The organism is Mycobacterium canetti CIPT 140010059 (assembly GCF_000253375.1).
In the GTDB taxonomy this organism is placed as follows: Bacteria; Actinomycetota; Actinomycetes; order Mycobacteriales; family Mycobacteriaceae; genus Mycobacterium; species Mycobacterium tuberculosis.
Genome location: NC_015848.1, coordinates 656,296 through 674,764 on the forward strand (window position 1 = coordinate 656,296; position 18,469 = coordinate 674,764).

Here is an 18,469-nt window from a genome sequence, read left to right on the forward strand (position 1 = left end):
GAACGTGTTGCAATTTGGATCTGCCGTGCCCTCGCAATCTCGAAGGATCACTACGCTTGGAGCCCATGGCCGATGCAGACCTCGTCATGACCGGAACCGTGCTCACCGTCGACGATGCGCGGCCAACGGCCGAGGCGATCGCGGTCGCCGACGGCCGGGTCATTGCCGTCGGTGACCGGTCCGAGGTTGCCGGCCTGGTTGGCGCCAACACCCGGGTCATCGATCTGGGTGCCGGGTGTGTCATGCCAGGATTTGTTGAGGCACACGGCCATCCGCTACTGGAGGCGGTCGTGCTGTCGGACCGGTTCGTCGATATCCGTCCGGTGACGATGCGGGACGCGGACGACGTCGTTGCCGCGATCCGCGGCGAGGTTGCACGGCGCGGCCCGGCCGGCGCCTATCTGGTCGGCTGGGATCCGCTGCTGCAGTCCGGTCTTGGCGAGCCGACGCTGACCTGGCTCGACAGCCTCGCGCCGAACGGGCCGCTGGTGATCATCCACAACTCCGGACACAAGGCTTACTTCAACTCGCACGCCGCCTGGCTCAATGGGCTCACCCGAGACACCGCGGATCCCAAGGGCGCGAAGTATGGCCGCGACGGCAATGGCGAACTCGACGGCACCGCCGAGGAAATCGGCGCGATTCTTCCGCTTTTGGCCGGTGTAGCCGACCCCAGCAACTTCGGTGCCATGCTGCGCGCCGAGTGTGCTCGGCTCAACCGTGCCGGCCTGACCACATGCTCGGAGATGGCTTTTGACCCAGGGTATCGGCCGATGGTCGAGGCGGTGCGCGCCGAACTGACGGTCCGGCTGTGCACCTACGAGATCTCCAATGCGCGGATGTGCACCGATGCGACGCCTAGGCAAGGTGACGACATGCTGCGCCAGGTGGGCATCAAGATCTGGGTGGACGGCTCGCCGTGGGTCGGCAATATCGATCTGACCTTTCCCTACCTGGACACCCCCGCCACCCGTGCCATCGGTGTACCGCCCGGTTCCCGCGGGTGCGCCAATTACACCCGTGAACAGTTGGCCGAAATCGTCGGGGCCTACTTTCCGCGGGGCTGGCAGATCGCCTGTCACGTGCACGGCGACGGCGGTGTGGACACCATCCTCGACGTCTACGAAGAGGCACTGCGCCGCAATCCTCGAGACGATCACCGGCTGCGGCTCGAACACGTCGGGGCCATCCGGCCCGACCAACTGCGGCGCGCCGCCGAACTCGGTGTCACCTGCAGCATCTTCGTCGACCAGATCCATTACTGGGGCGATGTGATCGTCGATGACCTGTTCGGGGCACAGCGCGGGTCCCGGTGGATGCCGGCTGGATCCGCGGTGGCCGCCGGCATGCGTATCTCGCTGCACAACGACCCGCCCGTCACACCGGAGGAGCCGCTGCGCAACATCAGCGTGGCCGCAACCCGGGTGGCGCCCAGTGGCCGGGTGCTGGCACCTCAGGAGCGCCTGACGGTCGAGCAGGCGATTCGCGCGCAGACCATCGATGCCGCCTGGCAACTGTTCGCTGAGGACGCGATCGGCTCGCTTCAGGTCGGCAAGTACGCGGATATGGTGGTGCTGTCGGCGGATCCCCGGACGGTGCCGCCAGAGCAGATCGCCGACCTGGCGGTGCGGGCGACGTTTCTGGCCGGTCGCCAGGTTTATCGGCGGTGATACCCGTGCTGCCCCCCCTAGAAGCCCTGCTGGACCGCCTGTATGTGGTGGCCCTGCCGATGCGAGTGCGTTTCCGCGGCATCACCACCCGTGAAGTGGCCTTGATCGAGGGTCCGGCCGGTTGGGGCGAATTCGGTGCGTTCGTGGAGTACCAGTCCGCGCAGGCGTGCGCGTGGTTGGCGTCGGCGATCGAGACCGCCTACTGTGCGCCGCCGCCGGTGCGACGTGACCGCGTTCCGATTAACGCCACTGTGCCGGCCGTTGCCGCCGCCCAGGTGGGCGAGGTGCTGGCCCGGTTTCCTGGGGCCCGGACGGCCAAGGTGAAGGTCGCCGAGCCTGGGCAGAGCCTGGCCGACGACATCGAGCGTGTCAACGCGGTTCGGGAGCTGGTTCCCATGGTGCGGGTGGACGCCAACGGTGGCTGGGGTGTCGCCGAGGCGGTGGCCGCGGCGGCCGCCCTGACCGCCGACGGCCCGCTGGAGTACCTTGAACAACCCTGCGCCACCGTCGCCGAACTCGCCGAGTTGCGCCGGCGGGTGGATGTGCCGATCGCCGCCGACGAAAGCATCCGCAAGGCCGACGATCCGTTGGCCGTTGTCCGCGCTCAGGCCGCCGATATCGCGGTGCTGAAGGTCGCCCCGCTGGGCGGTATTTCGGCGCTGCTTGATATCGCGGCGCGGATCGCCGTTCCGGTGGTGGTCTCCAGCGCGCTCGATTCCGCCGTCGGAATCGCCGCCGGCCTGACCGCCGCCGCGGCCCTGCCGGAGCTCGACCACGCGTGCGGGCTGGGCACCGGCGGGCTGTTTGAAGAGGACGTGGCCGAGCCCGCAGCACCCGTCGACGGCTTGCTGGCAGTTGCGCGGACAACGCCCGACCCGGCGCGGTTGCAAGCCCTGGGTGCACCGCCGCAGCGGCGACAGTGGTGGATCGACCGGGTCAAGGCCTGCTACTCGTTGCTTGTACCGTCTTTCGGGTGATCAACCTGGCCTACGACGACAACGGGACCGGTGACCCGGTGGTCTTTATCGCCGGCCGCGGCGGCGCCGGACGCACCTGGCACCCACATCAAGTCCCGGCCTTTCTGGCGGCTGGATATCGGTGCATCACGTTCGACAATCGGGGCATCGGCGCCACCGAAAACGCCGAAGGCTTCACAACGCAAACCATGGTCGCCGACACCGCGGCGCTGATCGAAACCCTAGACATCGCCCCGGCGCGCGTTGTCGGGGTGTCGATGGGGGCGTTCATCGCGCAGGAACTCATGGTGGTCGCACCCGAGCTGGTCAGCTCGGCGGTGCTGATGGCCACTCGCGGCCGCCTGGACCGCGCCCGCCAGTTCTTTAACAAAGCCGAGGCCGAACTCTATGACTCGGGTGTCCAGCTGCCACCCACATACGACGCGAGGGCTCGCTTACTGGAGAACTTCTCCCGAAAGACGCTCAACGATGACGTGGCCGTTGGCGACTGGATCGCGATGTTTTCCATGTGGCCGATTAAGTCCACCCCCGGACTGCGCTGTCAGCTAGATTGCGCTCCGCAGACCAACCGGCTGCCCGCCTACCGCAACATCGCCGCGCCGGTGCTGGTGATTGGTTTCGCCGACGACGTGGTGACGCCGCCCTACCTGGGTCGGGAGGTCGCCGACGCCCTGCCGAATGGCCGTTACCTGCAGATACCTGACGCCGGTCATCTCGGGTTCTTCGAGCGGCCGGAAGCCGTCAACACCGCGATGCTGAAGTTCTTCGCCAGTGTCAAGGCCTGAGCGCGGCCCGGCCATACGGTCCGGCTGTGACACTCTGTACTGGTGAACCCCTCGACGACACAGGCGCGCGTCGTCGTCGACGAACTGATCCGCGGCGGCGTTCGCGACGTGGTGCTGTGTCCGGGCTCGCGCAATGCGCCGCTGGCCTTCGCGCTGCAGGACGCCGACCGGTCCGGCCGGATCCGGTTGCACGTTCGCATCGATGAACGCACCGCCGGCTACCTGGCCATCGGGCTGGCAATCGGGGCGGGCGCGCCGGTGTGTGTCGCGATGACATCCGGCACCGCCGTGGCTAACCTCGGTCCGGCGGTGGTGGAGGCAAACTACGCTCGGGTGCCGCTGATCGTGCTGTCGGCCAATCGGCCCTACGAGCTGCTGGGCACCGGCGCCAACCAGACCATGGAGCAGCTGGGCTATTTCGGCACCCAGGTGCGCGCCAGCATCAGCTTGGGGCTGGCCGAGGACGCACCCGAGCGGACCTCGGCGCTCAACGCGACCTGGCGATCGGCTACGTGCCGAGTGTTGGCGGCCGCCACGGGTGCTCGCACCGCCAACGCGGGCCCCGTGCACTTCGACATCCCGCTGCGCGAACCGCTGGTGCCCGATCCCGAGCCCCTCGGCGCGGTCACCCCGCCGGGCCGGCCTGCTGGCAAGCCGTGGACCTACACGCCGCCGGTCACCTTCGACCAGCCACTGGACATCGACCTGTCGGTCGACACCGTGGTCATCTCCGGGCATGGCGCTGGCGTGCACCCCAACCTCGCGGCGTTGCCGACCGTCGCAGAACCGACGGCGCCGCGGTCCGGGGACAACCCGTTGCACCCGCTGGCGCTGCCGCTGCTGCGCCCTCAACAGGTGATCATGCTGGGCCGGCCGACACTGCATCGTCCGGTATCGGTGCTGCTGGCCGACGCAGAAGTGCCGGTATTCGCATTGACAACCGGTCCACGCTGGCCGGATGTCTCGGGTAACTCGCAGGCCACCGGCACGCGGGCGGTCACCACCGGCGCGCCGCGGCCCGCGTGGCTTGACCGGTGTGCGGCGATGAACCGGCACGCGATCGCGGCGGTTCGGGAACAGCTCGCGGCGCACCCGTTGACCACCGGGCTGCACGTCGCGGCGGCGGTGTCGCATGCGCTGCGGCCCGGTGACCAGCTGGTGCTCGGGGCATCCAATCCGGTGCGGGATGTGGCGTTGGCCGGTTTGGACACCCGCGGCATCCGGGTACGGTCCAACCGTGGGGTCGCCGGCATCGACGGCACCGTGTCCACCGCGATCGGGGCGGCCCTAGCTTATGAGGGGGCTCACGAGCGCACCGGCAGCCCGGACTCCCCGCCCCGCACCATCGCACTGATCGGCGACCTGACGTTCGTGCACGACAGCTCCGGGCTGTTGATCGGGCCGACCGAACCGATACCGCGGTCATTGACAATCGTGGTGTCTAATGACAACGGCGGCGGCATCTTCGAATTGCTCGAGCAGGGTGACCCCAGGTTCTCCGACGTGTCATCGCGAATCTTCGGCACCCCACACGACGTCGATGTGGGCGCATTGTGCCGCGCCTACCACGTGGAATCTCGCCAGATCGAGGTCGACGAACTCAGACCGACCCTCGATCAACCCGGTGCCGGCATGCGCGTGCTCGAGGTCAAGGCCGACCGGTCGTCGTTGCGACAATTGCACGCCGCCATCAAGGCGGCTCTGTGATATCACCGAAACCCCTGCTGCACATCCTGATTCATGGGCGCAGTGATGGACTGCCCGATACTCGAGCCAGGATCGTGCTGCGCTGGTTACGAATCGCCGTCCTGATAGTGACCGGTTTGGTCACGCTGCAGTCGGTGCTTCTGGTGGCTGGTGCGTGGCGCAATGACATTGCGATCCAACGTAATATGGGGGTCGCGCAGGCTGAGGTGCTCAGCGCCGGGCCGCGGCGTTCGACGATCGAGTTTGTCACACCGGATCGGATCACCTATCGGCCGCAACTCGGTGTGCTGTATCCGTCCGAATTATCCACGGGCATGCGAATTTACGTTGAGTACAACAAGAGGGATCCCAACCTGGTCAGAGTGCAGCACCGTAACGCCGGACTGGCGATCATCCCGGCCGGTTCCATCGCGGTGGTGGCCTGGCTGATCGCCGCCGCCGCCCTGGTCGTGCTAGCGGTGCTGGACAAGCGGTTGGAACGTCGTGAAAATTCGGCGTCTGCAACGGGCTGAGCAGCAGAGTTCGCACGTCGTATGCCGCTACGCAACCATTTCGACAGCCGGCGCTGACAGTGTGTGTGGCGTGCGTGTTGCGATCGTCGCCGAGTCGTTCCTCCCGCAGGTGAACGGCGTCAGCAACTCGGTGGTCAAGGTACTCGAACATCTGCGTCGAACCGGTCATGAAGCCCTGGTGATCGCGCCCGACACGCCGCCAGGTGAAGACCGCGCCGAGCGACTTCACGACGGTGTCCGGGTGCACCGGGTGCCGTCGCGGATGTTCCCAAAGGTGACCACGTTGCCGCTCGGCGTGCCCACCTTCCGAATGCTGAGAGCGCTGCGCGGATTCGATCCGGATGTCGTGCATCTGGCGTCGCCGGCGCTGCTTGGCTACGGCGGACTCCATGCCGCTCGGCGGCTAGGGGTGCCCACGGTCGCGGTCTACCAAACCGATGTTCCGGGTTTCGCGTCCAGCTACGGCATTCCGATGACAGCACGGGCGGCGTGGGCATGGTTCCGCCACTTGCATCGCCTGGCTGACCGCACTCTGGCGCCGTCCACAGCGACAATGGAATCCCTTATTGCCCAGGGCATTCCGCGAGTACACCGGTGGGCACGCGGGGTGGACGTGCAACGTTTCGCGCCGTCGGCGCGAAACGAGGTGTTGAGGCGACGGTGGTCACCGGACGGCAAACCCATCGTCGGCTTTGTGGGTCGGCTTGCTCCGGAGAAGCATGTCGACCGGCTCACGGGTCTGGCGGCCTCCGGCGCCGTGCGGCTGGTGATCGTCGGCGACGGCATCGACCGGGCAAGATTGCAATCAGCAATGCCCACAGCGGTTTTCACCGGAGCACGGTATGGCAAAGAGCTCGCCGAGGCGTATGCCAGCATGGACGTCTTCGTACATTCCGGTGAGCACGAGACGTTCTGCCAAGTCGTGCAGGAAGCGCTGGCGTCGGGGCTACCGGTGATCGCTCCGGACGCCGGCGGACCGCGTGATCTGATAACCCCGCACCGCACCGGGCTGCTGTTGCCGGTCGGCGAGTTCGAGCACCGGCTTCCTGACGCCGTCGCCCACCTGGTGCACGAACGCCAGCGCTACGCGCTGGCCGCCCGGCGCAGTGTGCTGGGCCGCAGTTGGTCGGTGGTCTGCGATGAGCTGCTCGGCCACTACGAGGCGGTGCGAGGTCGGCGCACGACCCAGGCCGCGTAACGGTAGCGTCGAGGCTGTGAGTCGCGCCGCCTTGGACAAGGATCCCCGCGACGTGGCGTCGATGTTCAATGGCGTCGCCCGCAGGTATGACCTGACCAATACCGTGTTGTCCCTGGGCCAGGACCGGTATTGGCGGCGAGCCACTCGGTCGGCGCTGCGGATCGGGCCCGGCCAAAAGGTCCTGGACCTGGCCGCGGGCACCGCCGTGTCCACCGTAGAGCTCACCAAGTCGGGCGCGTGGTGTGTGGCTGCCGATTTTTCGGTCGGCATGCTTGCGGCGGGCGCTGCGCGCAAGGTTCCCAAGGTCGCCGGTGACGCCACCCGGCTGCCGTTTGGTGACGACGTGTTCGATGCGGTCACCATCAGTTTCGGGCTGCGTAACGTCGCAAACCAGCAAGCGGCGCTGCGGGAAATGGCTCGTGTCACCCGGCCGGGCGGGCGGCTACTAGTGTGCGAATTCTCCACGCCCACCAATGCGTTGTTCGCCACCGCCTACAAGGAATACTTGATGCGGGCGCTGCCCCGGGTGGCGCGGGCGGTGTCTAGCAACCCCGAGGCCTACGAGTACCTCGCGGAGTCGATCAGGGCCTGGCCCGACCAGGCGGTGCTGGCGCACCAGATTTCGCGGGCCGGGTGGTCAGGGGTGCGGTGGCGCAACCTGACCGGCGGCATCGTAGCTCTGCATGCCGGATACAAACCCGGCAAACAAACCCCGCAGTGACCGGTAGGAAGACTTAGCGGGTGCCAGCCCGTTGCAGGACGCCCACATGCTCGGGGCAGTAGTGATCGATCGCGGCGCCCAGGAACTGAAACGCTTGGCCCTGGGTGGTTCCGCGTGGCAGGTTGCGTTGCAGGAAAGTGGCCGACTTGTACGCATCGCCGTCAACGCCTCTGCTCAGCCGTTCGCAGCTGATCTTGGCAAGCCAAGCGTTGTAGTCCTGCGGGCCGTAGATCCCGAAGCGATGGATCGTGTTGTTGAAGGGGGCGTCGTAGTCGTCGGCCTGCGCCGGCGCTGCCAAACTAACGGCAGCCACCGTCATGCCGACGACAACAGCCAGCTTTGTTCCCTTCATTAGCCGGACTATACGCGTCGTTTGGGTGCGCCGTCAGCCCAGGTGGGCCGAGAGCAGCCAGCCACCGATCGACTGCAGCCCGTTGGGCTCTTCGCGGATGTCCAGGAGTGCGGGCATGCCGGCGAAGCCGGCCGGGAACCTCGCGTACAGCCGCGCGGGCTTGATCTCATCGATGATCCAGTACTTGGACACCGCCGCGCGCAGCTCGTCCTCGGTGACCGCATTGATCGGCCCCTCGGGTATCGCCGCGCGGTCGAATACCAACACGAAGTAGGAGGCGCCCGGTGCCGCCGCACGCACGATCGATTGCAGATAGCCCTCCCGCGACTCGACCGGCATGGAGTGGAACAGCGTGCTGTCGACGATGGTGTCGAACCTGCCGTCATAGCCGGTAAACGAACTGGCGTCGGCCACCTCGAAGCTGGCATTGGCCAGGCCGCGCTTCGCTGCTTCATGCCGAGCCAGTTCTACGGCGGTGGGGGAGAGGTCCAGTCCGACCGTGGTGTGTCCCCGTTCGGCCAGTGCCAGCGAAATCGCGGCCTCCCCGCAGCCCACGTCGAGGACGTCGCCGCGGAACTTGCCCTGCACGATCAGGGCGGCCAGCTCGGGCTGGGGTTCGCCGATGCTCCATGGCGGTCGGACTCCCTCCCCGAAGGCGACGGATTCACCGCGGTAGGCGGATTCGAACTCAAGATCCAGCGATTCAGTCATGTGTTCACATATATCAACGGCCCTGATATATGTCAACACAGTTGACATTAGCGCACCCTTGGTTGCCGGCCGTCAGCTGAACGGCGGTCGTCGATCGATGAGCCGGGACAATTGACCGCCACCGCGCCACACCCGCGCCACCCAGTCGCGGTCGTCGTCGGTGACCAGATTGGACATCACCCGCACGGCGATGTTCATCAATGCGGTGGAGCGCATCGTGATGGGCCCAGTCGTGGGTAGGAACCGTGGGAAGGTCAGTAACAACGCTAGCCGGCGCGCAACCGAGAAGCCGCGACCGTAGCGGTCGGCCAGCAGCGACGGCCACAGCCGTGCCAGGTCACGCGAATCCAGCAGTTCGGCGGCCAGCCGCCCGGTTTCCAGCCCGTAGTCGATGCCCTCGCCATTGAGCGGGTTGACGCAGGCCGCGGCGTCGCCGATGAGCATCCAGTTGGGCCCGGCCACTCCAGAAACCGCGCCGCCCATCGGCAACAGCGCCGACGACACCGCGCGCGGCTGGCCGGTGAAGCCCCACTCGTCACGGCGCAGGTCGGTGTAGTAGGAGATCAGCGGTCGCAGGGCCAGATCGGCTGGCCGTCTTGAGGTCGACAACGCTCCCACGCCGATGTTCACTTCGCCGTTGCCCAGCGGAAAGATCCAGCCGTAGCCGGGTAGCACGGCGCCGTCGGGGGAGCGCAGTTCCAGATGCGACGTCAGCCACGGGTCATCGCTGTACGCCGTGCTCAGGTACCCCCGGACCGCGACGCCATAGACCGTCTCCCGATGCCATCGCCGGCCCAGCTTGCGTCCCAGCGGGGATCGGGCCCCGTCGGCAACGATCAGCTGGCGGCAGCCCACCTCAGTGCCGTCGGCCAGGGTCAGCGATACCACCCGCCTCGATGAATCATGGTGAACGGCAACGGCTTTAGCGCCAAGTAGCATGCGCGCACCGGTGTCCTCGGCGACCTTTCGGATCCGGTCGTCCAGCTCGAGACGGGCCACCGCGCTGCCGTACGACGGGAAGCTCGGACCGGGCCAGTCCACTTCCACCTCGCCTCCGAAGCCGCTCATCCGCAACCCACGATGCCGGATGTGGTCCGCCAGCCACTTACCTAGTCCCAGCTGGTGCAGTTCGACGACCGCGCGTGGTGTCAGCCCGTCGCCGCAAGGCTTGTCGCGGGGGAAGGTGGCGGTGTCGATGACGAGGACGTCGCGGCCCGCGCGGGCAGCCCAGGCGGCCGCAGCTGACCCGGCCGGTCCGGCGCCCACGACCACCACGTCGGCACTGTCATCCACGCTCACCAGTATGTTGGTCGAGTGAGGACTCCGGCGACGGTGGTGGCAGGCGTTGACCTGGGCGACGCTGTCTTTGCCGCGGCCGTGCGTGCTGGTGTCGCGCGAGTCGAGCAACTCATGGACACCGAGCTGCGCCAGGCCGACGAGGTGATGAGCGATTCGCTGCTGCACTTGTTCAATGCCGGCGGCAAGCGGTTCCGTCCACTGTTCACCGTGCTGTCGGCGCAGATCGGGCCCCAGCCGGATGCCGCAGCGGTGACAGTCGCCGGGGCGGTGATCGAGATGATCCACCTGGCGACCCTCTACCACGATGACGTGATGGACGAGGCCCAGGTCCGCCGCGGCGCGCCCAGCGCCAACGCGCAATGGGGCAACAACGTCGCGATCCTGGCTGGCGACTACCTACTGGCCACCGCATCGCGGCTGGTGGCGAGGTTGGGACCGGAGGCGGTGCGGATCATCGCCGACACCTTCGCCCAGTTGGTGACCGGGCAGATGCGTGAGACGCGCGGCACGTCGGAGAATGTGGACTCCATCGAGCAGTACCTGAAGGTGGTCCAGGAGAAGACCGGCAGTCTAATCGGGGCGGCCGGCCGGCTGGGTGGGATGTTCTCCGGTGCCACCGACGAACAGGTCGAACGGCTGAGCCGCCTCGGCGGCGTGGTGGGCACCGCGTTTCAGATCGCCGACGACATTATCGACATCGACAGCGAGTCTGACGAGTCGGGCAAGCTGCCCGGTACCGATGTGCGCGAAGGAGTGCACACCCTGCCGATGCTCTACGCGTTACGGGAATCAGGGCCCGATTGCGCTCGGTTGCGCGCACTGCTGAACGGACCGGTCGACGACGACGCCGAGGTGCGTGAGGCGCTGACGTTGTTGCGGGCGTCGCCGGGCATGGCCCGGGCCAAAGACGTCCTGGCGCAGTATGCGGCTCAGGCACGTCACGAGCTGGCCTTACTGCCCGACGTCCCGGGACGGCGTGCCCTGGCGGCGCTGGTCGACTACACCGTGAGCCGGCACGGCTAGGTTGCCCGGCCAGGCTCGATTGCGGAACCAGCGGATACCCCTCAGGCGTTGAACCAGCAGTAATCTCCCAAGTTGAGGTGTTCTAGGAGGACACGCACTGATGACTTGGCATCCGCATGCCAACCGGCTGAAGACGTTCCTGCTGTTGGTCGGTATGTCCGCGTTGATCGTGGTCGTCGGCGCGTTGTTTGGCAGGACGGCGCTGATGCTGGCGGCGCTGTTCGCCGTCGGAATGAACGTCTACGTCTACTTCAATAGCGACAAGCTGGCGCTGCGGGCGATGCATGCGCAACCGGTTTCCGAACTGCAGGCGCCGGCGATGTACCGGATCGTTCGAGAGCTGGCGACCAGCGCTCACCAGCCGATGCCCCGGCTGTACATCAGCGACACCGCCGCACCCAACGCGTTCGCCACCGGCCGCAACCCGCGCAATGCCGCGGTGTGTTGCACGACTGGCATCCTGCGTATCCTCAATGAGCGTGAGCTGCGTGCCGTGCTGGGCCACGAGCTGTCTCACGTCTACAACCGCGACATCCTGATCTCTTGTGTGGCAGGTGCGCTGGCAGCGGTGATTACCGCGCTGGCCAACATGGCCATGTGGGCCGGCATGTTCGGCGGCAACCGAGACAACGCCAATCCCTTTGCACTGCTTCTGGTTGCGCTGCTGGGCCCGATCGCGGCAACCGTGATACGGATGGCCGTGTCGCGATCGCGGGAGTACCAGGCCGACGAGTCGGGTGCCGTCCTGACCGGGGACCCGCTGGCGTTGGCGTCGGCATTGCGCAAGATCTCCGGCGGCGTCCAGGCGGCGCCGCTGCCGCCGGAGCCGCAGCTGGCCAGCCAGGCGCACCTGATGATCGCCAACCCGTTCCGGGCGGGTGAGCGGATCGGGTCGCTGTTTTCGACTCACCCACCGATCGAGGACCGCATTCGCCGGCTGGAGGCGATGGCGCGCGGCTGATAACTGTGGGTATCGAGATGCTATCGGTGATGAGTCAGGCGCCGCTATCGAGGAGGCGGTCGATCAGTTCGTGGCTGGCATGCCGGTGTGCGGCGAGGACGCGCCCGTCCCACTGACCGAACGCAACTACAGCCGAACTATCGTTGTGCGGACATCACCAGCATGCGTGCCGGCAGCGGTGGCAAGCCTAAAACCCCGAGCCGTGCACCTCGTGTCCGGGGACCTCGGCGATCAAGCCTCTATACGCCTGCTCCACCGTCGAACCATGGTTGATGACGGCGTCGACCTCGCGGGCGATCGGCATGTTCAGCCCGAACTCGTTGGCGAACTCCATCACCACACCGGCAGCTTTGACGCCCTCGGCGACCTGGCTCATCGATGCGATGATTTCGTCGATCGGCTTGCCTGCGCCGAGTTGTTCGCCCACATGGCGGTTGCGGCTGCGTTGGCTGGTGCAGGTGACGATCAGGTCGCCGAGACCGGCCAGTCCCGGGAACGTTTCGCTTTTCCCACCCATTGCCACACCCAACTTCGTCATCTCGCGCAGCGCGCGGGCGATCACCAGGGCGCGGGTGTTTTCGCCGATACCCAGCGAATAGCCCATCCCGACCGCGATGGCGAAGACGTTCTTGAGGGCGCCCGCCGTCTCGACACCGACGACGTCGTCAGTGGTGTACACGCGGAAGCGCCGGGTGCGAAACATTGCTGACAGCCGGGTCGCCAGGTGCTGGTCGGGCATGGCCAGCACCGCCGCGGCCGCGTAGCCCTCGGCCACCTCGCGGGCGATGTTCGGGCCGGCCAGGATGCCGGCCGGATGACCGGGCAGTACCTCCTCGATGATCTGCGACATCCGCATATTGGTGCCCTGTTCGAGCCCCTTGACCAGGGACACCACTGGCACCCAGGGTCGCAGCTCTTTGCTCAGCTCGACAAGCACTCCGCGGAAACCGTGCGAGGGCACCCCCATGACGACGACGTCGGCGCAGTTGGCGGCCTCGGTGAAGTCTGTGGTGGCGCGCAGGGTGTCGCTGAGCACCACGTCGTTGCCGAGGTATCGGCTATTGCGATGGTTGTCGTTGATGTCCTGCGCGGTGACCGCCGAGCGCACCCACTGCAAGGTTGGTCCCCGGCGCGCACAGATGGAGGCGACGGTGGTGCCCCAGGAACCGCCACCGAGGACAACGACTTTGGGTTCGCGCTTGTTGGCTGCCATGGCGTTCAGCGTATTGCGGCAACCGGACATTTGATAGCCGTCGACGAACCGCAGGAGCAATCATGCCGCGCCGAACACCATTGCCTCCTCGATGCGGTCGAATCGGTAGTCGATGGCGTCGGCCAAGTAGTTCTGTCGTACATTCCACGGCCGCTTGGTGCCGGACTTGGGCAGCGCGTACGGCGCCCGCTTCACATAGCCGGCCTGAATGTCCCAGGACGGTTTCTCGTCCATCGCCTCGTCGCCCAGGTGCGGGGCGGCGCGCGTGTGTCCATGGGCGGCCATGTGTGCCAGTAGTTTTGCCGTCGCCCGGGCCGTCATGTCGGCGCGCAGCGTCCAGGACGCGTTCGTGTAACCCACACACCAGAACAGGTTGGGCACGTCTTCGAGCATGTGCGCCTTGTAGACAAAGCGATCCCGAGGGTCGATCTCGACGCCGTCGAGGCTGATCGCGGCCCCGCCAAGCGCTTGCAACTGCAGGCCGGTGGCGGTGACGATAATGTCCGCATCGAGGTGCCCACCGGATTTGAGTGCAATACCGGTGGCGTCGAAATGGTCGATATGGTCGGTGACCACCTCGGCGCGGCCGCTGGTGATTGCGTTGTACAGGTCGGCGTCCGGGATCAGGCACAGTCGCTGATCCCACGGGTTGTACCGCGGCGTGAAGTGGGTTTCGATGTCGTAGCCCTCGGGCAGATTTTTGATCGCGGTACGGCGCAGCAGCCATTTCACGAACACCGGTGTCTTGCGGGACAAGAACCAGAACACCGCTTCCAATAACGCGTTGTACATTCGGACAATCAAGTGAGAAGTTTTGGGAGGCAACGCTTTACGAACAACGGCGGCGAACATGCTGTATTTGGATGCCGAGATCAGGTAGGTCGGGGACCGCTGCAGCATGGTTACCTTTTCGGCCCGGTCGGTCAGCGAGGGGATCAGTGTGACCGCGGTGGCCCCGCTGCCGATCACCACGATCTTCTTGCCGGTGTAGTCCAGATCCTCTGGCCAGTGCTGGGGATGCACGACCGCGCCGCCGAACGTCTCGATGCCTCCGAAGTCGGGGGTGTAGCCCTCGTCATAGTTGTAGTAGCCGCTGCCGAAGAACACGAACCGGCTGCGGTAGTGCTTGTGCACGCCGTTCTGCTCGAAGGTGACGGTCCAGGTATCGGTGGATGAGTCCCAGTCCGCTGCGCGAACGTAGCTGTTGAACTCGATGTGGCGATCGATGCCGTACTTGTGGGCCATGTCGGTGAGGTACTCGCGGATGTGGGCGCCGTCGGCGATGCCTTCTTCGCGGGTCCACGGCTCGTAGGGAAACGACAGCGTGAAGATGCTGCTGTCGGAGCGCACGCCGGGGTACCGGAACAGATCCCAGGTGCCGCCGATCCGCGCACGCCTTTCCAGGATGGTGTAGGTCAGCTGCGGGTTGCGTTCGATGATCCGGTAGGCCGCGCCCAGTCCGGAGATGCCGGCGCCGACGATGACGACGTCGACACAGCCGGCGTTTGGAGTCACGCTCATCGTGAACCTCGCTTGAAATCCTGGATCAGCGACCAGGGTAGCCAGGACATCCAGCCAGCCCCTCCAGATCGCCGCGACTAGCGGTAGTTCACAAACTGCAATGCCACGTCCAGGTCGGCCTTCTTCAGCATGGCGATGACGGCCTGCAGGTCGTCGCGCTTCTTGCTGGTGACCCGGACCTCGTCGCCCTGGATCTGGGTTTTGACGTTCTTGGGGCCTGCGTCTCGGATGAGCTTGGTGATCTTCTTGGCGTTCTCGCTGCTAATGCCCTGTTTGAGGGCGCCGGTGACTTTGTACGTCTTACCCGAGGCCTGCGGTTCTCCGGCCTCGAAGGCCTTCAGCGAGATGTCGCGGCGGATCAGCTTCTCCTTGAAGACGTCGACGGCGGCCTTGACACGCTCCTCGGTGGACGAGGTGAGCTCGACGGCCTCGTCGCCCTTCCACGCGATCTTGGTGTCGGTGCCGCGGAAGTCGAAGCGCGTGGCCAGCTCCTTGGCGGCCTGGTTGAGTGCGTTGTCGACCTCCTGCCGGTCGACCTTGCTGACGATGTCGAACGATGAGTCCGCCATTCGGTTCGTCCCTCCTTCGCGAGATAGCCGTGTGTGCTCTGTCTACCCGGTCGTTGTACCCTGCTAGGCGGCAGGTTGCCCGAGCGGCCAATGGGAGCGGACTGTAAATCCGTCGCGAAAGCTACGCAGGTTCGAATCCTGCACCTGCCACCACGGTCAAGCTGGTATCCGGGCATGGGCGCCGGACATGGCCACGCTCGCGCGTTGGTGCCCCAACGTCGCCTACGGTCGGTAGACAGCGGCGCGACACCCGCACTCCAACAATTTCGGGAGGTCAAGTGGTGGAGTTGAGCCCGGATCGGATCATGGCGATCGGCGGCGGGTACGGCCCGTCTAAGGTACTGCTTACCGCGGTCGGGCTTGGGCTGTTCACCGAACTTGGCGATGAGGCCATGACCGCCGAGGCCATCGCCGACCGCCTCGGGTTGCTAAAGCGACCGGCGATTGACTTCCTCGACGCCTTGGTCTCGCTGGACTTGCTGGCGCGAGACGGCGACGGACCCGGGTCCCACTACCGCAATACACCGGAGACAGCGCACTTTTTGGACGAGGCCCGTCCCACCTACGCGGGCGGCCTGCTGAAGATCTGGAACGAACGCAACTACCGCTTCTGGGCGGATTTGACCGAGGCGCTCAAGACCGGGAAGGCACAAAGCGAGGTCAAGCAAACCGGGCGGCCCTTCTTCGAGGCGCTCTACGCAGACCCTCGGCGGCTCGAGGCGTTCATGGCGGCTATGGACGCGGCGTCGCGTCGCAACATCGAGCTCCTCGCCGAACGCTTTCCGTTCGAGCGCTACCGGCGTCTCTGTGACGTGGGCGGCGCGGACGGTCTGTTGTCACGAATCGTCGCGGCGGCTCACCCGCACTTGCAGTGCGTCAGCTTCGACTTGCCCGCGGTGACCGAGATCGCTCGACGCAAGCTGACAGCCGAGGGTTTGGGTGAGCGGGTGCAGGCGTTCGCCGGTGACTTTTTGGCCGATCCTCTTCCGGCGGCCGATGTCATCACAATGGGCCAGATCCTGCACGACTGGAACCTCGACCGTAAACAGCAGTTGGTCGCTAAGGCCTACGAGGCCCTGTCCAAGGAGGGGGCTTTCATTGTGATCGAGACATTGATCGACGACGCGCGACGCGAAAACACAACCGGCCTGATGATGTCACTGAACATGCTTATCGAGTTCGGTGACGCGTTCGACTACTCCGCCGCCGACTTCCGGGGGTGGTGTGGCGAGGCGGGATTCCGTTCGTTCGAGGTGATCCCGCTTGCCGGCGGCTCCAGCGCGGCGGTGGCCTATAAATAGCGGGCAATGACATGGTGGGTGGCCGCCCAACGTGAACTGAGGGCGGCAAATCGGCCTCAGTTCACGCTCGGCGCTTTGAGCAACAAATTGAACAAATAGAATCGTGTCGATGAGCGGCACATCGTCGATGGGATTGCCGCCGGGACCTCGACTTTCCGGCTCGGTGCAGGCCGTGTTGATGTTGCGCCATGGGTTGCGTTTTTTGACGGCCTGTCAACGCCGTTACGGCAGTGTTTTCACGCTGCATGTCGCGGGGTTCGGCCACATGGTGTATCTGTCCGATCCGGCCGCCATCAAGACGGTGTTTGCCGGCAACCCGCGTGTCTTTCACGCCGGCGAAGCCAACTCGATGTTGGCTGGACTGCTCGGGGACAGCTCACTGTTGTTGATCGACGACGACGTGCACCGCGACCGGCGTCGCCTGATGTTGCCGCCGTTCCATCGCGACGCGGTCGCGCGCCAAGCGGGGCTCATGGCCGAGATCGCCGCGGCCAACATCGCCGGGTGGCCGATGGCCAAGCAGTTCGCGGTGGCGCCCAAGATGTCTGAGATCACCCTTGAGGTGATCCTGCGGACGGTCATAGGCGCCAGCGATCCGGCCCGGCTCGCCGCGCTGCGCAAGGTCATGCCGCGGCTGCTCAACGTGGGCCCGTGGGCGACGCTCGCACTGGCCAACCCGAGCCTGCTGAACAATCGCCTCTGGAGCAGGCTGCGACGGCGGATCGAAGAAGCCGACGCCCTGCTGTATGCCGAGATCGCCGACCGCCGAGCCGATCCCGATCTGGCCGCACGCACCGACACGCTGGCCATGCTGGTTCGGGCCGCCGACGAAGACGGACGGACGATGACCGAGCGCGAGCTGCGCGACCAGCTGATAACGTTGCTGGTCGCAGGTCACGACACCACCGCGACGGGACTGTCGTGGGCACTGGAGCGGTTGACCCGCCACCCGGTCACCCTGGCCAAGGCCGTGCAAGCGGCCGACGCCAGCGCGGCCGGCGATCCAGCCGGCGACGAGTACCTGGACGCGGTGGCCAAAGAGACACTGCGGATCCGCCCGGTGGTGTACGACGTGGGCCGGGTCCTCACCGAGGCGGTGGAGGTGGCCGGTTACCGGCTGCCGGCCGGGGTCATGGTGGTCCCAGCGATCGGGCTGGTGCACGCGAGCTCGCAACTGTATCCGGATCCGGAACGGTTCGACCCTGATCGGATGGTTGGCGCCACTTTGAGCCCGACCACCTGGTTGCCGTTCGGCGGCGGCAACCGCCGCTGCCTCGGCGCCACCTTTGCCATGGTCGAGATGCGGGTCGTCCTTCGGGAGATCCTGCGCCGCGTCGAGTTGAGCACCACCACGACCTCCGGCGAACGGCCGAAGCTAAAGCACGTCATCATGGTGCCGCACCGCGGCGCGCGCATCCGCGTCCGGGCAACCAGGGACGTTTCGGCCACGTCGCAAGCGACAGCCCAGGGTGCCGGATGCCCAGCCGCTCGCGGTGGCGGGCCGTCCAGAGCCGTCGGCAGCCAATGACCAGCTGGGGTATCCGCATGGGGTCGCCCAGCGGGTCCCGAGGGGACTTTTGGCCACCGGCGCTGGTGGCCTACTGCCCTCCCGCCGTTGCGCCGGGTGCGTGCACGATTGAAGTCCCCAAGGAAGGGACGCTCATGAAGGCAAAGGTCGGGGACTGGCTGGTGATCAAAGGCGCGACGATAGATCAACCGGACCACCGAGGGTTGATTATTGAGGTGCGCTCATCCGATGGTTCGCCGCCGTATGTGGTGCGCTGGCTCGAGACCGACCATGTGGCGACGGTGATTCCGGGTCCGGATGCGGTCGTGGTCACTGCGGAGGAGCAGAATGCGGCCGACGAGCGGGCGCAGCATCGGTTCGGCGCGGTTCAGTCGGCGATCCTCCATGCCAGGGGAACGTAGGCGATTCGCTCAAGCGACGA

18 protein-coding genes and 1 tRNA gene are annotated in these 18,469 nt (G+C 66.1%); 13 read left to right on the plus strand and 6 right to left on the minus strand.

The window, feature by feature from the left end:
• Positions 1-65: 65 nt before the first annotated feature.
• The 7 genes from MCAN_RS02875 to MCAN_RS02905 all read left to right on the plus strand — a co-directional run bounded on the left by MCAN_RS02875 (position 66) and on the right by MCAN_RS02905 (position 7,570).
• Positions 66-1,670, plus strand: coding sequence for an amidohydrolase (locus MCAN_RS02875; protein ID WP_014000284.1), 1,605 nt, complete (start codon positions 66-68; stop codon positions 1,668-1,670).
• Positions 1,667-2,647 carry an o-succinylbenzoate synthase gene (locus tag MCAN_RS02880; protein WP_014000285.1) on the plus strand — a complete coding sequence of 327 codons (981 nt, stop codon included), beginning with the start codon at positions 1,667-1,669 and terminating at the stop codon, positions 2,645-2,647. Before MCAN_RS02875 ends, MCAN_RS02880 begins: the two co-directional genes overlap by 4 nt.
• Complete coding sequence (locus MCAN_RS02885) at positions 2,644-3,432, plus strand: alpha/beta fold hydrolase (protein WP_003402925.1); 789 nt, start codon at positions 2,644-2,646, stop codon at positions 3,430-3,432. Before MCAN_RS02880 ends, MCAN_RS02885 begins: the two co-directional genes overlap by 4 nt.
• Before the next feature lie 42 nt (positions 3,433-3,474).
• On the plus strand, positions 3,475-5,139 hold the full coding sequence (gene menD / locus MCAN_RS02890; RefSeq protein WP_014000286.1) for a 2-succinyl-5-enolpyruvyl-6-hydroxy-3-cyclohexene-1-carboxylic-acid synthase: 1,665 nt from the start codon (positions 3,475-3,477) through the stop codon (positions 5,137-5,139).
• Positions 5,136-5,651: a DUF3592 domain-containing protein gene (locus MCAN_RS02895; protein ID WP_014000287.1), complete on the plus strand. Its 516-nt coding sequence runs from the start codon at positions 5,136-5,138 to the stop codon at positions 5,649-5,651. Before menD ends, MCAN_RS02895 begins: the two co-directional genes overlap by 4 nt.
• A gap of 70 nt (positions 5,652-5,721) precedes the next feature.
• Positions 5,722-6,849 carry a GDP-mannose-dependent alpha-mannosyltransferase gene (gene mgtA, locus MCAN_RS02900; RefSeq protein WP_041180011.1) on the plus strand — a complete coding sequence of 376 codons (1,128 nt, stop codon included), beginning with the start codon at positions 5,722-5,724 and terminating at the stop codon, positions 6,847-6,849.
• A 16-nt stretch (positions 6,850-6,865) separates the two neighbouring features.
• On the plus strand, positions 6,866-7,570 hold the full coding sequence (locus tag MCAN_RS02905; protein WP_014000289.1) for a demethylmenaquinone methyltransferase: 705 nt from the start codon (positions 6,866-6,868) through the stop codon (positions 7,568-7,570).
• Positions 7,571-7,583: 13 nt separating this feature from the next.
• Here the strand turns inward: MCAN_RS02905 and MCAN_RS02910 are convergent, their stop codons facing one another.
• The 3 genes from MCAN_RS02910 to menJ form a co-directional block, all read right to left on the minus strand.
• The gene (locus MCAN_RS02910; RefSeq protein ID WP_003402937.1) at positions 7,584-7,922 is read right to left on the minus strand and encodes a DUF732 domain-containing protein; all 339 of its coding nucleotides are present in this window, start codon (positions 7,920-7,922) and stop codon (positions 7,584-7,586) included.
• A 33-nt stretch (positions 7,923-7,955) separates the two neighbouring features.
• Positions 7,956-8,633 carry a benzoquinone methyltransferase gene (locus MCAN_RS02915; protein WP_041179566.1) on the minus strand — a complete coding sequence of 226 codons (678 nt, stop codon included), beginning with the start codon at positions 8,631-8,633 and terminating at the stop codon, positions 7,956-7,958.
• A 72-nt stretch (positions 8,634-8,705) separates the two neighbouring features.
• Positions 8,706-9,932 carry a menaquinone reductase gene (gene menJ, locus MCAN_RS02920; protein WP_014000291.1) on the minus strand — a complete coding sequence of 409 codons (1,227 nt, stop codon included), beginning with the start codon at positions 9,930-9,932 and terminating at the stop codon, positions 8,706-8,708.
• Between the two features lie 15 nt (positions 9,933-9,947).
• On the opposite strand from menJ, the gene grcC reads away from it, so the two are divergent.
• On the plus strand, positions 9,948-10,955 hold the full coding sequence (grcC, locus tag MCAN_RS02925; RefSeq protein WP_003402957.1) for a polyprenyl-diphosphate synthase GrcC: 1,008 nt from the start codon (positions 9,948-9,950) through the stop codon (positions 10,953-10,955).
• 100 nt (positions 10,956-11,055) lie between these two features.
• Positions 11,056-11,916: a zinc metalloprotease HtpX gene (gene htpX, locus MCAN_RS02930; RefSeq protein ID WP_014000292.1), complete on the plus strand. Its 861-nt coding sequence runs from the start codon at positions 11,056-11,058 to the stop codon at positions 11,914-11,916.
• A gap of 187 nt (positions 11,917-12,103) precedes the next feature.
• Here htpX and MCAN_RS02935 read toward each other — a convergent pair whose 3' ends face one another.
• The 3 genes from MCAN_RS02935 to MCAN_RS02945 form a co-directional block, all read right to left on the minus strand.
• The gene (locus MCAN_RS02935) at positions 12,104-13,129 is read right to left on the minus strand and encodes an NAD(P)H-dependent glycerol-3-phosphate dehydrogenase (RefSeq protein WP_003900965.1); all 1,026 of its coding nucleotides are present in this window, start codon (positions 13,127-13,129) and stop codon (positions 12,104-12,106) included.
• 60 nt (positions 13,130-13,189) lie between these two features.
• Positions 13,190-14,650, minus strand: a complete 1,461-nt coding sequence (locus MCAN_RS02940) for a flavin-containing monooxygenase (RefSeq protein WP_014000293.1) — start codon at positions 14,648-14,650, stop codon at positions 13,190-13,192.
• A gap of 77 nt (positions 14,651-14,727) precedes the next feature.
• Positions 14,728-15,219, minus strand: a complete 492-nt coding sequence (locus MCAN_RS02945) for a YajQ family cyclic di-GMP-binding protein (RefSeq protein ID WP_003402987.1) — start codon at positions 15,217-15,219, stop codon at positions 14,728-14,730.
• Positions 15,220-15,288: 69 nt separating this feature from the next.
• Between MCAN_RS02945 and MCAN_RS02950 the strand changes: the two genes are divergently transcribed.
• The 4 genes from MCAN_RS02950 to MCAN_RS02965 all read left to right on the plus strand — a co-directional run bounded on the left by MCAN_RS02950 (position 15,289) and on the right by MCAN_RS02965 (position 18,449).
• A tRNA-Tyr gene (locus tag MCAN_RS02950) sits at positions 15,289-15,372 on the plus strand.
• Positions 15,373-15,500: 128 nt separating this feature from the next.
• Positions 15,501-16,520 (plus strand): methyltransferase, encoded by a 1,020-nt coding sequence (locus MCAN_RS02955; RefSeq protein WP_014000294.1) that lies wholly within the window; start codon positions 15,501-15,503, stop codon positions 16,518-16,520.
• Positions 16,521-16,629: 109 nt separating this feature from the next.
• Positions 16,630-18,048, plus strand: a complete 1,419-nt coding sequence (locus tag MCAN_RS02960; protein WP_014000295.1) for a cytochrome P450 — start codon at positions 16,630-16,632, stop codon at positions 18,046-18,048.
• A gap of 134 nt (positions 18,049-18,182) precedes the next feature.
• Entirely contained in the window at positions 18,183-18,449 is a 267-nt protein-coding gene (locus MCAN_RS02965; RefSeq protein ID WP_003402995.1) for a DUF1918 domain-containing protein, read from the plus strand.
• Positions 18,450-18,469: the final 20 nt, after the last annotated feature.

Excerpts from the sequence above, each read along its gene's own strand:
- MCAN_RS02875 (WP_014000284.1), top strand. The coding sequence starts at position 66 with ATGGCCGATGCAGACCTCGTCATGACCGGAACCGTGCTCACCGTCGAC.
- MCAN_RS02910 (WP_003402937.1), bottom strand. The coding sequence starts at position 7,922 with ATGAAGGGAACAAAGCTGGCTGTTGTCGTCGGCATGACGGTGGCTGCC.
- MCAN_RS02915 (WP_041179566.1), bottom strand. The coding sequence starts at position 8,633 with ATGACTGAATCGCTGGATCTTGAGTTCGAATCCGCCTACCGCGGTGAA.
- htpX (WP_014000292.1), top strand. The coding sequence starts at position 11,056 with ATGACTTGGCATCCGCATGCCAACCGGCTGAAGACGTTCCTGCTGTTG.
- MCAN_RS02935 (WP_003900965.1), bottom strand. The coding sequence starts at position 13,129 with ATGGCAGCCAACAAGCGCGAACCCAAAGTCGTTGTCCTCGGTGGCGGT.
- MCAN_RS02940 (WP_014000293.1), bottom strand. The coding sequence starts at position 14,650 with ATGAGCGTGACTCCAAACGCCGGCTGTGTCGACGTCGTCATCGTCGGC.
- MCAN_RS02945 (WP_003402987.1), bottom strand. The coding sequence starts at position 15,219 with ATGGCGGACTCATCGTTCGACATCGTCAGCAAGGTCGACCGGCAGGAG.
- MCAN_RS02960 (WP_014000295.1), top strand. The coding sequence starts at position 16,630 with ATGAGCGGCACATCGTCGATGGGATTGCCGCCGGGACCTCGACTTTCC.
- MCAN_RS02965 (WP_003402995.1), top strand. The coding sequence starts at position 18,183 with ATGAAGGCAAAGGTCGGGGACTGGCTGGTGATCAAAGGCGCGACGATA.